The organism is Achromobacter sp. 413638, assembly GCF_043119405.1.
Lineage (GTDB): Bacteria > Pseudomonadota > Gammaproteobacteria > Burkholderiales > Burkholderiaceae_B > Achromobacter.
In genome coordinates this window covers 31,572-46,691 of record NZ_JBICCO010000051.1, presented here as the reverse complement: position 1 = coordinate 46,691, position 15,120 = coordinate 31,572, and the positions used below count along the sequence as shown (strand labels likewise).

Annotated in this window: 7 protein-coding genes; 1 reads left to right on the top strand and 6 read right to left on the bottom strand. The window is 69.2% G+C overall.

All coding sequences use genetic code 11. From position 1 onward, the window contains the following. Positions 1 to 105: 105 nt before the first annotated feature. The 3 genes from ACEU5R_RS19850 to ACEU5R_RS19840 form a co-directional block, all read right to left on the bottom strand. Positions 106 to 591, bottom strand: coding sequence for a cupin domain-containing protein (locus ACEU5R_RS19850; protein WP_103274912.1), 486 nt, complete (start codon positions 589 to 591; stop codon positions 106 to 108). A gap of 224 nt (positions 592 to 815) precedes the next feature. After that, on the bottom strand, positions 816 to 1,571 hold the full coding sequence (locus ACEU5R_RS19845; RefSeq protein WP_392411351.1) for a hypothetical protein: 756 nt from the start codon (positions 1,569 to 1,571) through the stop codon (positions 816 to 818). A gap of 114 nt (positions 1,572 to 1,685) precedes the next feature. Then, positions 1,686 to 3,257, bottom strand: a complete 1,572-nt coding sequence (locus ACEU5R_RS19840) for a PLP-dependent aminotransferase family protein (protein WP_392411350.1) — start codon at positions 3,255 to 3,257, stop codon at positions 1,686 to 1,688. A 205-nt stretch (positions 3,258 to 3,462) separates the two neighbouring features. On the opposite strand from ACEU5R_RS19840, the gene ACEU5R_RS19835 reads away from it, so the two are divergent. After that, a complete protein-coding gene (locus tag ACEU5R_RS19835) occupies positions 3,463 to 5,385 on the top strand; it encodes a M24 family metallopeptidase (RefSeq protein WP_392411349.1) in 1,923 nt (640 codons plus the stop codon). An 86-nt stretch (positions 5,386 to 5,471) separates the two neighbouring features. On the opposite strand, the gene ACEU5R_RS19830 is transcribed toward ACEU5R_RS19835, so the two are convergent. The 3 genes from ACEU5R_RS19830 to ACEU5R_RS19820 form a co-directional block, all read right to left on the bottom strand. Next, a complete protein-coding gene (locus ACEU5R_RS19830; protein ID WP_392411348.1) occupies positions 5,472 to 5,918 on the bottom strand; it encodes an SRPBCC family protein in 447 nt (148 codons plus the stop codon). Positions 5,919 to 6,003: 85 nt separating this feature from the next. Continuing rightward, positions 6,004 to 6,282, bottom strand: a complete 279-nt coding sequence (locus tag ACEU5R_RS19825) for a hypothetical protein (protein ID WP_392411347.1) — start codon at positions 6,280 to 6,282, stop codon at positions 6,004 to 6,006. Positions 6,283 to 6,309: 27 nt separating this feature from the next. Beyond that, the gene (locus ACEU5R_RS19820) at positions 6,310 to 14,802 is read right to left on the bottom strand and encodes an autotransporter-associated beta strand repeat-containing protein (RefSeq protein ID WP_392411346.1); all 8,493 of its coding nucleotides are present in this window, start codon (positions 14,800 to 14,802) and stop codon (positions 6,310 to 6,312) included. Positions 14,803 to 15,120 lie beyond the last annotated feature (318 nt).

Genomic DNA, 15,120 nt, shown 5'->3' with positions numbered 1-15,120 from the left:
CCCCCCCCCCCCCCCCGCGCCCCGCCCCCCCCCCCCCCCCCCCCCCCCCCCCCCCCCCCCCATGGTCTGGCCGGGCGGCGACGCCGTGGGCGCGCGGGTCCGGCGCTAGACCGCCGTGGTCTCTTCCTCCAGCGGCCGCCGCTCCTTCACGTTGAAGCGGCCTTCATAGATGGCGCCCTGGCGCGTGTGCGGGCCGACGTACTGCACGTATAGGATGGCGCCCGTCTCCACGGTTTCCAGCGCGCTTTCGAAATGGGGATCGGGATGGAAGATCATCGCGCCCTTGCCGTACAGCTTGCCCTCGATGCGGAACTGGCCTTCCAGGATGTACCAGACCTGCGCGAAGTAGTGGTTGTGCAGCGGATGCCCCGAGCCCTTCTCGTAGCGCACGATGCCGGCGTTCGGGATGGTCGGATCCTCGGCGGTCGGGTGGAACATCATCTTGGCGTACTGGCCTTCGTAGCGCAGATTGGTCCACTCCAGGTCGTCCTGGTGGCAGGCGCGCATGCCCTGGTGGTCCTCGGTCAACGGGCCGCCGCGGCCGCCTTCATTGAGGATGCGCTTGCCGGTGATGGGGTCGATATTGCTCATGTGCCTCTGGCTCCTTGTGTGTTGAAAGTCGTGATCCTGTCCATGACATCGATCAAATGGGATCCCATTTTTATTTAACGGGATCCTACAAGGCGCGTGGAGCGGCTGATATCGGGTCTAACCCTTAGGGTGGGCGGGGATGGAAGTGAGTCTGGCGCGGGCACGCGGTGGAGGCCTTTGGCCCCAGGGCCGCCGGGCTTGCCGGCCGGCCCGCGTTGTCGCGCCTAGTGCCCGAACAAGGGCTGTTGGCGCGGACTGAACGCGCTCAGGTCCACGCCGGCCTCGCGCAAGCGCTGCAATACGGCGTTCTTGTGCCCCAGGCTCGGCAGCTTGACCGCCGCGATGGACGCCCCGCAGCGCGCCTCGTCGCCGGGACAACCGCTGCCGGCCGGCAGTTCCTGCGCGTACAGCGAGATGTTGATCGCCAGCGTGGCGACCTTTGCATCGGTCGGCTTGCCCTGGTAGAACGCGGCCAAGGCGTTCTTGAGCCTTGCCGCCTCGCGCTCGGCGACGGCGGCGGCGGGCTCGCAGCCGCTGAAGCTGAGCGTGTCCTTGGCCAGATCCATCTTGCCGCAGACCAGGGCCAGCGCCTGACCGGCCTTGGGCTTGCCCGCCAGGGTCTGGCCCGGCGCCAGGCGCGCGCGCACCTTGGGCGCGGCGGTATCGGCGAAATCGAACCACTCGCCCTGCCCCGCGACGCTGCCCGTGGCGGCCAGCGCGCCCGACAGCAGCAGCGGCTGCTTCAGTTCGGGCATCCTGGCGTTGCGGTCGCGGGCGGCCATTGCCTGCGAAGCCGACGCGGCCGTCACCGGGACGATACCTTGCGACTCGCCCACGAAGCTATGGCCACCGGTGGAGAACGAAACCACTTCATCGCGCAGCACCGCCTCCAGCACCGCCTGTTCGGTGGCATTGGGAACATAGGCCGCGTCCGCGGGCACGGACCAGGAGACGCACAGCAAGGCGAGGAGTTTCTTCATGAAGAGCATGCGTGGCGATAGATCGAGGCCGCAAGCTTAACCCGCACCGGCCGCCTCCCGTTCCATCATTGCCGTCATTGCGCCGCCGCGTCCGTTGCTGTGCAGGCAGCGCCCTTATCCACGCGTGCGCCCCGGCCGCAGCGCCGCCAGCAGCGCGCCCAGCCGCCGTAGCCGCGCCTCGTCCACCGCGCTGTAGCCGATCACCACGCCCGGCGCCGGCGTCGCCTTGCGCGCGAACTCGGCCACGTCCTGCACGCCGACGTCGGCCTTGCGGCCCGCCTCGACCACCTGCCGCGCGTCCCAGCCCGGCGGCAGCCACCACAGCAGATGAAAACCGGCGTGCTCGCCGCTGACGCGCAAGGCCTCGGCGCCCACAGCCTGGCGAAGCGCCTGCAGCGCCGCGTCGCGCCGGCGCGCATACACGCCGCGCGCCTTGCGCACGTGGCGCGCGAAGCCGCCGTCTTCCAGGAAGCGCGCCAGCGTCATCTGTTCGATCAGGCTGCCCGACCGCCCGGTCTTGCGCCGCGCCTCGGCGAAAGCGGGCGCCAGCGCCTTGGGCACGACGGCATAGCCGATGCGCAGGGCATTGAACAAGGTCTTGTTGAAGCTGCCGCAGTGGATGACGCGGTCCGCACCGTCCAGGCTTTTCAAGGCCGCCAGCGGCGCGCCGTCGTAGTTGAATTCGCTGTCGTAATCGTCCTCCACGACCCAGACGCCGGCCTGCGCGGCCCAGTCCAGCAGTTCCAGGCGACGCGACACGGGCATGGTGATGCCGGTGGGCGACTGGTGCGCGGGCGTCACATGGACCAGCTTCACGCCGCGCAGGCGGCGCGCCCGCGCCACGGCAAAGCCCTGGCCATCGATGGGCAGCGGCACCACGCCCGACGTGTAAGGACGGTAGATCGGCACCGCATTCACATAGCCGGGATCCTCGATCAGCACCTTGTCGCGCGGCGTCAACAGGATCCGGCCGCACAGGTCCAGGCCGTCGCGGATGCCGGACAGCACCACGACCTGCGAGGCATCGCAGACGATGCCGCGCGCCGCCCCCAGGTAGCGCGCGATCTGTTCGCGCAGCGCGGGCCAGCCCTGCGGCTCGTCGCGTGTCAGCTGGGCCGGCGTCAGCTGTCGGGCGCTGACGGCCAGCCCCTTGCTCCAGGCCGCCATGGGAAACAGCGCGGCGTCGGCGCTGCGCGAGGCGAATGGCGGTTCGGCGGACTCCGCCTGGTCCGCCGGCGTCACCGGCTGCTCATGCGGCAGCGGGCGCGCCGGCCGCCCGGCCGAGAGACGGGCCGGGGCGAGCGCGGCCTTGCCCGTCTTGTCCCTGGCATCCGCGCCCAAGGACGCCCCGCTCTCTCCTGGCAGTCCCTTGCGGAAGAAGTTGTCTGGAATGACGGCCGCCACATATGTGCCCGACCCGACCGTGCCGGCCGTGTAGCCTTCGCCGCGCAGCTGGTCGTAGGCCGCCTCGACCGTGGACCGGGCGATGCGCCAGCGCTGCGCCAGGCTGCGCGTGGACGGCAGGCGCGCGCCGGACGGCAGCGCGCCCTTGAGCACGCGCTCGCGGATCTGGCGATAGACCCAGGCCTGCTTGGATTCGCCATCGCGCGGCGGGTCGACGGGCAGGTCCAGGCTGGCCTCCTGGCGTCGGGCGGACGCGGGTGTCCCTGATGACGCGGATGACATGGATGGCATATTCATGGCGGCGACTCGCGCACTCTCCTTCCCTGCCAACCGGCAACGGCGATCCGCGCCTTACGGCCCGGATCCGGCCAGGAGCCGGTCGGAAAAGTGGCTTGCTGATATTGATAAAAATGGCTCTATTTGAAAAGCCATTCTATCGATAAATTGCCCGCATGGCCCCATCGGGGCAAACCTCCTGGAATCCGCGATGAACCCGTTCGCCCCCTGTCACACCATCACCGTCGATACCGGCGCCTTCTCCACGGACGGCAGCGCTTCCATCCTGGACGCGGCGCTGGCCCAGGGCGCGCAGGTACCCTTCTCCTGTCAGCGCGGCGAGTGCGGCTCGTGCCGCGCCACGGTCCTGGAAGGCCGCTACGAACGCATCGCGCCGGCCAACGAACGTTCCTATGTCACCGCCGACGACGAGCTGCTGATGTGCCAGTGCCGCGCGGCCGGCGATCTGCGCCTGACATTTCCGCACTGGCAGGCGCCGGCCCGGCCGCCCGAGCCGCGCCGCGCGCGCGTGGTGTCGCGCCTGCCGCTGGCGCCAGGCGTGACGCAGCTCATCGTCGAAATGGAGGACGCGCGGCCCTACGCCTGGCTGCCGGGACAGCATGTGCAGCTGCTGCTGGAAGATGGCGTCCGACGCAACTTCTCCATCGCCAACGTGCCGGTCGCCGCTACGCCGGACTCTCTGGCTTCGGTCGCCACGGCTTCGGTCGCCACAACGGCAAGCCCCGCTGCGTCGAGCGCCACGATGTCGGGCGGTTCCGCGCCGAACGTCGCCGAGCGCGATGCGTCCGGGCCGGTCCGGCTGGAGTTCCACATCCGCCGCATGCCCGGCGGCGTCTTCACCGACGGCATCCTGCCGCGTCTCGCACCGGGCGACACGCTGACATTGGAAGGCCCGCTGGGCGCCTGTGTCTGGCCCGGGGATGGCTGGCGCAACGGTGCGCCGGGCAGTTTGCCGAATGGTTCATCGAATGGTTCACACAACGGCGCGGACCATCTGGTGCTGCTGGCCACCGGCACGGGATTCGCGGGCGTGTTCCCCATCCTGATGGCGGCGCTGCACGACCGGCGCATGGCATCGGTGACGCTGTACTGGGGCGGCCGCACGCCTGACGACTGCTACGCCGCGCCGCTGCTGAATGCGCTGCAAGGCAAGCATGCGGGCCTGCGCTGGCATGCCGCGCTGTCGGACACGACGCGGGAACACGCCGTCGAGCTGGACGGCGGCGGCGCGCGGACGCGAGCCAGCGCATCCACGCCGCCGCGCGTCCAGGACCTGGCGCTGGCCGCCGGCCACGACTGGACCCGCAGCGTGGTCTACGCCTGCGGCAATCCCGCGATGGTGCGCGAGGCCCGCGCCCGGCTCGTCGAGGCGGGCCTGCCGCCCGCCCGCTTCCTGTCCGAAGCCTTCCTGCCCGCGACCGCCGGCGCAGCCATCGATGCGCCGCCGCGCCACGAACATGCCTGGGAACGCGTCGGCCAGCGCTTCACGATGGCGGGCATCCTGGACGCGCGCCAGCGCTCCCTGGACGCCGTGCGCGACATCGCCGCGCTGATCCGCCCAGGCATGACGACGCGCGACGCGGTCAACACCGCCGACGCCCATCTGCGTGGCATGGGCGCCTCGCACAACTGGCATCCCACCTATGTGCGCTTCGGCGTCGACACGCAGTCGCCAGCCGTGCAGCCAACGGATTTCCAGCGCGTGCTGCGGGATGACGACACCTTCGTGGTCGACATCGGCCCGGTCTGGGACGGCTACGAAGGTGATTACGGCGACACCTTCGTCACCGGGCGCGACGACGCCGGCGCGCGCTGCGCCCGCGCCGCGCGCGAGGTCTTCCGCCGCGCCCGGCTCGACTGGCTGGCCGGCGCGACCGGCGAGGCGCTGTACGACCGCGCCGACGCCTATGCCCGCGAATACGGCTGCGCGCTGGTGCGCGAGATCCCTGGCCACCGCGTCTCGGATTTTCCTCACGCCCTGTACGGCAAGCACAAGCTGGCGCACGCCGACTTCGCGCCCGCCGACGGCATCTGGGTGCTGGAGATCCAGGTGCGCGACCTGACGCTGCCGGTCGGCGCCTTCTATGAGGACGTGTTGCTGCGCGAGGCCTGAAGCGGCGCGCGCCGGGCCTTTTCCGGCCCTCACGCTTGCGCTTCAGTCACCCCGTCGCGTTGCAGATCCCGCCGGACCTTCGCGCTTCAGTCCGGCAGTTGCGGCTCCACCAGCCGCTTGAGCTGTTCCAGCGATTCCTGCCAGCCCAGGTAGCACATCTCCGTCGGGATCATCTCGGGTATGCCTTCCTGCACGATGCTGATCTCGGTGCCGCAGGACACCTCGCGCAACGTGACGCGAGTCCGCATCTGGCCGGCCATGTTGGCGTCATCGAACTGATCCGAGTAGCAGATGACCTGGTTCGGCACCAACTCCAGATAGGTGCCGCCAAAGGAATGGCCGTGCCCCGTCCCGAAATTGCGAAAGGTCATGCGGTGCTTGCCGCCGACCTTGGCGTCCAGTTCATGCACCTGGCACAGATAGCCATAGGGCGGCAGCCATCGCGCGACCGCGTCGCGGTCCAGGAAGGCGTTGTAGACGCGCTCGGCGGGCGCGCGCAGGACACGGTGCAGGGTGACGGTTCCGGTAGCCATGGAAAGCTCCTTCGCAAAGAGTGGGTCGTATTGGCACGACGATTGGCGGCAGGGAAAATCGACAGGTCTGAACCTGGGACAAACCCTAGACCGCCCAAACCGACCCTGATCGGGGCGGCCCCAGCAGATTCGCATCGCGCGCCAGCAGCCAGCGGCCGTGCTCGCGCCTCAGAATGTTCAGCGTGTGGCCATCGCGCGTGATGGCGGGCGATCCGTTGGCGGGCGTCGCCACGAAGGTGCGGCGGTCGATGTCACAAGCCACGACGGCGCTGATGCCCGGCCCGCCTCCGCTGCGCCCAAGCCAATGCAAACGGCCGCCACGGTCGGGAATGTCGCAGACCATCGTGCCCAGACCATAGTACATCCGGGGCTGGAAGCCCCGGCGCGGCATTCACCAGTTGATCCGCACTCCCAGGTTGCCCTGCACCGTTTCGCGCCGCTCGCCGCCCAGGTTGAAGCCATATCCCGCCGACGCGTAGACGCTGACCCGCTCGCTGGCCTTGACCGAGACGCCCAGTCCCAGGCGCGCCTGGGTGCCGCCCATGGCCGACGTGCTGGTGGTGCCGCCGCTGAAGTCGACCTTGTCGCGTCCGCCCAGCGTGTGCTCCAGGTCCGCCCGCACATAGGGCTTCCAGGTGGCGCCCTTGGCCTGGTACTCGCCCTGCAGCCGCGCGCCGACGCGGCCGATGAGTGCGTTCTTCGGCGCGAAGGACACGTCGGACGCGGAATCCCTGACCGAATCGATGCGGGTATTCTGGTAGATGATCTGCGCCTGCGGCTCCAGGCTCAGGTTGGGCTTGAGCGCGATCGGCAGTCCCGCTTCGACCGACGCGGTGAAGGCGCGGCCCTTGGTGGACGAGGTATCCCCCGCCGTGGACTTGGGATTGACTTTCAGGTGGCTGCCCATGATGACGGTGTCGGTGTACCAGCCGCCCGGCCCGATGTGCGTCCAATAGCCGCCCAGGCTGTAGGAATCGATGGCGAGCTTGCCGGCGCGGTAGCCGCGTTGCCCCATCGCGTCGCCGCGCACGTCGCCGTCGGCGCGCGCGTAGCCCAGGAACACGCCGTAGCGGTCCTGGTGGCCGCTGTCGCCAACGCGCGCATACAGATCCTGGCCGGCCTGCATGCCGAACACATTGCCGCTGAACGACTGGCTCACCGTGCCGTCGCGACGCTCCGAGAAATGATCGCCCCAGGTGCGCGCCCAGCCCGCCGGCAGCCGGCCGGCGCCGGTCAGCAGATCCTGGTTGCCCTGGCGGTCATGGAAGGTGCCGATCTGCTGCACCGCCAGCTCGCGCGCCAGCGACGGCACTTCGGTATAGATCGACACGCCGGGCCGGTAGATCGGCTTGGGATCGACGACGGGCGTCAGCTCCGAGCGCAGGTACCAGTTCTGCTCGGTGCCGGGCGTCACGCCGCCTCGGAACAGCATGTACGAATAGGCGCCCGCGTAGATCCCGCCGCTGGTGAAGGCGCCGGGCGCGGTGGTGCCGCCGTTGATGGCCTGCACCACCTGGATGCCGTCGCCGGTGGTCTTGGCGCCGGGCCCGGCCTTGTTGGCGATGCGCAGCGCCGTCGCGCCCGTTGCCGCGCCGCCGTCCACCACCAGCTTGTCCGACGGCGAAGCGTCGGCGCCCAGGTAGGTGTTCAGCGACAGCACGCCTGACTGGCCCAAGTAATTGCCGGTGACGGTTAGGCGATTGCCGGGATTGGCCCCCGCCAGGTTGACCGTGCCGCTATTGGTCAGGTTGCCGGTGATGACGAAGGCCCCCGCGCCGCCGCCCAGGCCGGGCAAGGCATCGGCCACCGCCAGCGTGCCGGCGTTGCTGACGTTGCCCTTGACGCTGCCATAACCGCCGAACGTCGCGCCGCCCTGGACCATCACCGGGCCGCCGTTGATCGCCGCGTCGGCATGCGAGGCATCGCCCACGGCCAGCGCGCCCGCCGCCACCGTGGTGCCGCCGGTGTAGCCGTTGATGGCGTTGAACACGGTCGTGCCCCCTCCCTGCTGGATCACCTGTCCGCTGCCGTTGATCACGTCGGTCTGGACATAGCGGTCCGCGCGGTTGAACGCCAACACGCCATCATTGCTGACCGTGCCCATGATGTTGCCGCTGACGCCGCCATTGCCCACCTGCAGCGTGCCAGCCTTGATGATGGTGACGCCGTCCCTGACGACGGTGCCGCTGCCATAGCTGTTGCTGCCCGTCAGGATCGCGGTGCCGGCGCCCAGCTTGGTCAGCGAACCGGCGCCGCCGATATTGCCGGCCAGCGTCAGCGTGGTGCCGGCCAGCGGTTCCACGCTACCGCCTTGCGCGCCCAGGGTGATGGCGCGCGATTGCGCGAGGCTTTGCGTGGTGCGCAAGGTGCCGGCGTTCATGCCGATGGCCGTGCCGGCCGGCCCCAGCGCGCTATCGCTGGCGATCTGCACGGTGCCGCCATTGATGTCGGTGCCGCCCGTGTAGGTATTGGCGGCGTTCAGCACTAGGGTGCCCAGGTCGGTCTTGACCAGCCGCGACGCGCCGGTCAGCACGCTGTCCACGGTGGTGACGTAGCCCGCGCCCAGGCTGCTGCCGTCGCCGACGCGGAGGGTCGTGCCGCCGCCGGCGTCCGGCACCAGCTCGATGGCGCCGCCCAGCAGGCGATAGCCGTTGCTGGCGAATTGCATGCCGCCGCTGCGCACCTGGCCCAGGCTGTTGTCCACGGTGACGTTGCCGGGCGCGGCCATGAAGATGGCGAAGGTGGCGTCGGCATACGGCGCGTTGGGCACGCCCAGCGAATTGGTCCAGTTGTCGTTGCCCGCCGGGTTCTGCCACAGGCCGTCGCCACCGTCGACCGTGCCGTTGTTCTTGCCCGCCACGGCCGCGCCGTCCCAGAAGTTCAGGTTCAGGCCGGCGGTGTTGACCAGGTTGACCTGCTTGGCGACGGCCGTCTGGACCGAGAACGACGGCGACGGAATCGTGCCGATGGCCAGGCCGTTGTTGGTCAGCGCGCCGTCGTAGCTGATGACGCGGTAGACGCCCGGATCGAAGCTGCCGCCGGGCGGCGTGGCCACGTTCAGCGTGCCGTCCAGCACCAGGTTGCCCTTGACGATGGTCAGGTCGTTGAGCGGGCCGCCCACCACGCCGGCCTGGCCGAAGTTGTAGGCCAGCTTGGCTGCGTTGCCGAGCGTCAGGTTTCCGTTGATGGTCAGCGTGCCGGGCGCGCCGGTGGTGTCGCCGGGCGCCAGGGTGCCAGCCACGAGCGCGTCTCCGCCGATGATGCCGGTGCCGCCCAGCGTGGCGGTCGGCAGCACGAATGTCTGTCCCGTGGCGGCAGTCTGGTCGCCGTTGATATAGAGGGATCCGAAATTCACCAGCGTCGGGCCCGCATAGGCGTTGTTGCCGCTGAGCACCGTCTGGCCGGCGCCCTCTTGCACCAGCTGGCCAGTGCCCGAGATCAGGCCGGTCATCAGCACCTCGTTGCTGCGCTCGATCACCAGTCTCGAGTTGTTGAGGATGTCGCCGGTCACCGAGCCGGTGGTGCCGCCGGCGCCCAGCCGCAGGGTGCCGGCGGAAATGACGGTGCCGCCGCTGTAGGTGTTGTCGCCGGTCAGGAAGGTGTCGCCCACGCCCTGCTGCACCAGCTTGCCGCTGCCGCGTATGGGGCCGGCGAGCACGACGTTGTTATTGCGGTCCACGACCAGCGTGCCGGCGTTCGAGATCGGGCCGGCCACGCTGCCCGTCCCGCCGCCATTGCCCAATTGCAACGTGCCGGCCGAGATCGTGGTGCCGCCGGCGTAGGTGTTGTCGGCGGTCAGCACCGTGGTGCCGGCGCCGGCCTGCGTGACCGCGCCGCCGCCGCTGATCAGGCCGCCGAAGGTGTACGCGTCGGCGCGGTTGAACACCAGCGCGCCGTTGTTGGCGACGTCGCCGACGATGCTGCCCGTCGTGCCGCCCGCGCCCAGTTGCAGCGTGCCCGCCGAGATCGTGGTGCCGCCCGTGTAGTTGCTGTTGCCCGTCAGCACCGTCGTGCCGCTGCCCTGCTGCGTGACGCTGCCAGTGCCGCTGATGAGGCCGCCAAAGGTGTAGGTATCGCCGCGGTTGAACACCAGCGCGCCATTGTTGGTGACGTTGCCGCTGATGCTGCCCGTCGCCCCGCCCGCCCCGAGCTGCAAGGCCCCGGCGGAAATCAGCGTGCCGCCGGTGTAGTTGCTGTTGCCGGTCAGCACGGTGGTGCCTGAGCCCATCTGTTCGACGTTGCCCGCGCCGCTGATGATGCCGCCGTAGGTATACGTGTTGCTGCGGTTGAACGCCAGCGTGCCGCTGTTGCTGACGTTGCCGAGGATGCTGCCCGCCGTCGAGCCGCCCGCGCCCGAGCCCAGCTGCAACGTTCCGGCGGCAATCGTGGTGCCGCCGGCATAGGTGTTGTCCGCGCCCAGGATCAGCGTGCCGGTGCCCAGCTTGCTCAATGCGCCGCTGCCGCTGACGGCGCTGGTGATGCCGAAGTTGGTGCCCGCCGCGACATTGAAGCTGCCGCCGCCCGCGCCCAGCGTGGTGGCGCGCGCCGTGTCGAACGTCGCAGTCGTGGCCAGCGTGCCGCCGTTGAGCGACAGCCCGCCCGCCAGGGCGCCCATGTTGCTGTCCTGCGAGACCTGCAGCGTGCCGCCGTTGACGGCCGTGCCGCCGGTGTAGGTATTGATCCCCGACAGCACCAGCGTGCCCAGGTCGGTCTTGACCAGCTTGGCCGCGCCGTCGAGCACGGCCGAGATGGTGGCCGTATAGCCGGCGCCATCGGCCGAGCCCGCGCCCACCCGGATGACGGCCTCGTTGGGACCGCCGCCGCCCGTGGGCGTGCCGGTCAGGGTCAGCTTGTCGCCGGCGGCATTGCCTTGCAGCACATAGCCATCGGTGGCGAACTGCATGCCCTGCACGTTGATCGGTCCGTTAGTCGTGCTGTCGACCCGCACCGTGCCGCTCTGGCCGGTGAAGACGGCGAAGGCGCCCTGGCTCCAGGGCGCATTGACCGAGCCGGCGGCATCGGTCCAGTTGTCGTTGACGCCGCCCGGCGCTACCCAGGTGCCCGCACCGCCGTTGACCTGGTTGTTGTTCTTCGGGCCGGCATCGCCGTCCCAATAGTTCAGCGTCAGGCCATTGGTGTAGGCCAGGTTGACCTGCTTGTCCACCGAGGTCTGGATGAAATAGTCGGCGGCGTTGGCGCCAGCCGGCAGCGTGCCCAGCGTCAGGCCCGCGGGGTTGGACAGCGTTCCACCGTAGTTGATGATGCGGTAGATGCCGACATCGAAGCGCCCTCCCGGCGACAGCGCCACGTTGAGCTTGCCGCCCAGGGCAACGTTGCCGCCCACGTTGGTCAGGTCATTGAGGGGGCCGCCGGCCACATTGGCCTGGCCGAACGAGTAATTCAGCGCCGTGCCGCTGCCCAGCGCCAGATTGCCCTTGATCGTCAGCGTGCCCGGCGCGGGGCCGTTGTCGCCGGGCGACAGCGTGCTATTGCCCGTCAGCGTCACGTCGCCGCCGATCACGCCCTTGCCGCCCAGCGTGGCGTTGTTGACGGTGGTGGCGCCGGTGGCGGCGGTCTGGTCGCCGTTGACGTACAGGCCGCCGGCGCTGACGGTGGTCGCGCCCGTGTAGCTGTTGTTGCCGCTGAGCACCGTGGTGCCCGCGCCCTGCTGCGTGACCGAGCCCGTGCCGCTGATGACGCCGCCAAAGGCATAACCGTTGCCGCGATTGAAGACCAGGCCGCCGTTGTTCACGACATTGCCGACGATGCCGCCGGTGGCGCCGCCCGCGCCCAGTTGCAGCGTGCCCGCCGAAATCGTGGTGCCGCCCGTGTAGGTGTTGTCGGCGGTCAGGATGGTCGTGCCGCTGCCCAGTTGCGTGACGCCGCCCGTGCCGCTGACGAGCCCGCTAAAGGTGTAGCTGTTGCTGCGGTTGAAGACCAGCGTGCCGTTGTTGGCCACGTTGCCCAGGATGCCGCCCGTGGCCGAGCCCCCCGCGCCGGAACCCAGCTGCAGCGTCCCGGCGGAAATCGTCGTGCCGCCGGCATAGGTGTTGTCCGCACCCAGGATCAGCGTGCCGCTGCCCAGCTTGCTCAGCGCGCCGCTGCCGCCGACGGCGCTGGTGATGCCGAAGTTGGTGCCCGCCGCGACATTGATGCTGCCGCCGCCCGCGCCCAGCGTGGTGGAACGAGCCGTGTCGAACGTCGCGGTCGTGGCCAGCGTGCCGCCATTGAGCGACAGCGCGCCCGCCAGGGCGCCCATGTTGCTGTCCTGCGAGACCTGCAGCGTGCCGCCGTTGACGGCCGTGCCGCCGGTGTAGATATTGATCCCCGACAGCACCAGCGTGCCCAGGTCGGTCTTGACCAGCTTGGCCGCGCCGGCCAGCGTGGCGGCGATGGTGGCGGTATAGCCGGCGCCGCCCGCCGTGCCATCGCCCACGCGGATCACGGCCTCGTTCGGCCCGCCGCTCACGGGCACGCCGACCAGCGTCAGCGCATCCAGCGCGGTGTTGTTCACCAGCGTGTAGCCGTTGGCGGCGAACTGCATGCCCTGGGTCAGCAGCGGACCGTTGATGATGCTGTCCACGCTGACGATGCCGCTCTGCCCCATGAACACGGCGAAGGCGCTCTGGGTCCACGGCGCGTTCAGCGCGCCGTCCATGCCGGTCCAGTTGTCATTGGTCAGCGCGCCGTTGGCTGTCCAGACACCCGACCCGCCATTGACCTGGCCATCGTTCTTGGGGCCGATGGCGCCGTCCCAGTAGTTCAGCGTCAGGCCATTGGTGTTGACCAGATTGACCTGCTTGTCCACCGAGGTCTGGATGAAATAGTTGCCCGGCGAGGGCACCGTGCCCAGCGCCAGCGCGCCGCTGCGCGTGCCGGCATAGTTGATCACCCGGTAGACGCCCGGGTCGAACGAGCCGCCGGCCGAGGTCTGCACATTGAGCGTGCCGCCCAGCGCCAGATTGCCGCCCACGTTGGTCAGGTCATTGAACGGGCCGCCCACCACGCCGGCCTGGCCAAACGAATACGCCAGCGTGGACCCGCCCTGCAAGGTCAGGTCGCCGCCGACCGTCAGCGTGCCCGGCACCGCGCCGACACCGCCGGGCGCCAGCGTGCCGCCGGACTGGACCGTGACATTGCCGCCCAGCCGTCCCGATCCGCCCAGCGTGGCGCCGTTGCTTACCGTGGCCGGACCCGCGCCGGTCTGCGTACCGTTCACGTACAGCGCGCCCCCCGTCACCGAGGTCGGGCCGGCGTAGCTGTTGTTGGCGGTCAGGATGGTCGTGCCGGCGCCGATCTGGCTGAGGCCGCCGGTGCCGGTGACGAGGTTGCCGAAGGTGAACTGATCGCTGCGATTGAAGGCCAGCGTGCCGTTGTTGACGATGGCGGACGCGCCCGGCAGATTGCCCGAGGCGCCGCCATTGCCCAGTTGCAGCGTGCCGGCGGCGATGGTGGCGCCGCCCGCCCAGCTGTTGGCGTTGCTGGTCAACACAATGGTGCCGGCGCCGTCCTTGGTCAGCGCGCCGGCGCCGGTGATCGCCTGGGTCAGCGTGCCGGTCACGCCGGCATTGGCGCTGAGCGTGCCGTTGTTGGCGGTCACGCTGACGGCTCGGCCGGAACCCAGCGTGAAGCTGCTGTTGAATGCCAGCGCGCCGCCGTCCAGCGCCACGCCGCCGCTGCCGGCGCCCAGCGCGCTGTCGGCGCCAACCGCCACGGTGCCGCCCTGGATGCGCGTGCCGCCCTGATAGGTGTTGGACCCGCTCAGCGTCAGGATGCCGGCCGCGATCTTGCTGACCGAGCCGGTGCCGCTGATCGTGCCGGCATAAGTGCCGTTGTCCGGCTGGTTGAACAACACCAGGCCGTTGTTGGTCACGCTGGGCGGCAGGCTTTGCGCGCGGGCTTCCAGCGTGCCGGCCGGATCGACCCTGACCGAACCGTTGAAACCGGCATTGTTGCCCGTCAGGGCCAGCGTGCCGTCCTGCACCTGCACCGCCAGCGGCGTACCACCGCCGTTGCTCCCAACCGAGCCGGACAAGGTCCACTTGCCGTCGCCGGTCTTGATCAGCGACTGGAAATTGCTGATGGTGCCGGGCAAGGTATCGCTGGACCCCAGCTCGCCCGCGAGCGACAAGCTGTTGGTGCCGCCGCCGCCGTTGAAACCGCCGGTGATGATGGAACCCGGATACAACGTGAGCGAGTCGTTGCCGCTGGCGAAGGTCAGGCTGCCGCGCACGGTGGCGCCGCTCCGGTTGATGAAGCTGACGTTGCCGCTGCCGCTGTTGCCGATGACGTTGCTGCTGGTGCCGTTGCCCGCCTGGATGATGCCGTAGTTGTCGACCGTGTTGGCCGCGCCCTTGCTGCGGTCCTCGAACCAGATCGCGGCGGCATTGCCGCCCGAGATCAACCCATAGTTGAGGATGGTGTTGCCCGCGCCCATGACGTTGACCGCCTCGCCATTGGCCTGCGTGCCCAGCGCCTGGATCTTGGCGCCCGCCGACACCGTAAGCATGCCGTTGGAACCGAACTCGACGGTGTTGTTGCCGGCCGTCCACAGGCCCGCGCCGGAGGTGGCCGTATTGCTGACCACGGCGCCGGCGCCCAGGAAGATGGTGGCGTTGTCGCCCAGACTGATGGTGTTGGCGTTGCCCACGGCCAGTTGGGCGTTGGGCTGCAGGGTGACAGACGCGCCGGACGCGGTGGCAGGCCCCTGGCCGATCGGCGTGGTCGCGGGATTCGGCGCGCTGGTGTTGCAGGTGGTGCTGGTCCCGGAGGTGACGCAGGCCGCGTAGGCGGCCGGACCGGGCCAGCCGCCGAACAGGGCCGCGCCAATCAGCAGGCTCAGGCGCCGTGGCACCAGGACAAGGGACTGCTTCCGTTCTCGCATGCCATCCTCCAGCCAGGATAGACCGCAGGTACGCATCGCGGCTCGCCAATGCGGCGGCCCACCCGGTGGCGGTTTACGCTGCCGGATTTGCGAATGATCTCCGCGGCACGACTCAGGGGAAAAAACTAATAATTAACGCAGCAAGAAAGGCGGCCTTTGATTTACTTTGACACGGATTATTAATACCGATCAAGCACAAAAACAAAAAAATTCCATATGCATTGAAAATATGGAATACATATTCAAAGATGTTTGACCAATATCCACAAAAGTGCCGATGCATGGCTGTTTCAGTGCATGTTCGTTGATCCGCGGCAT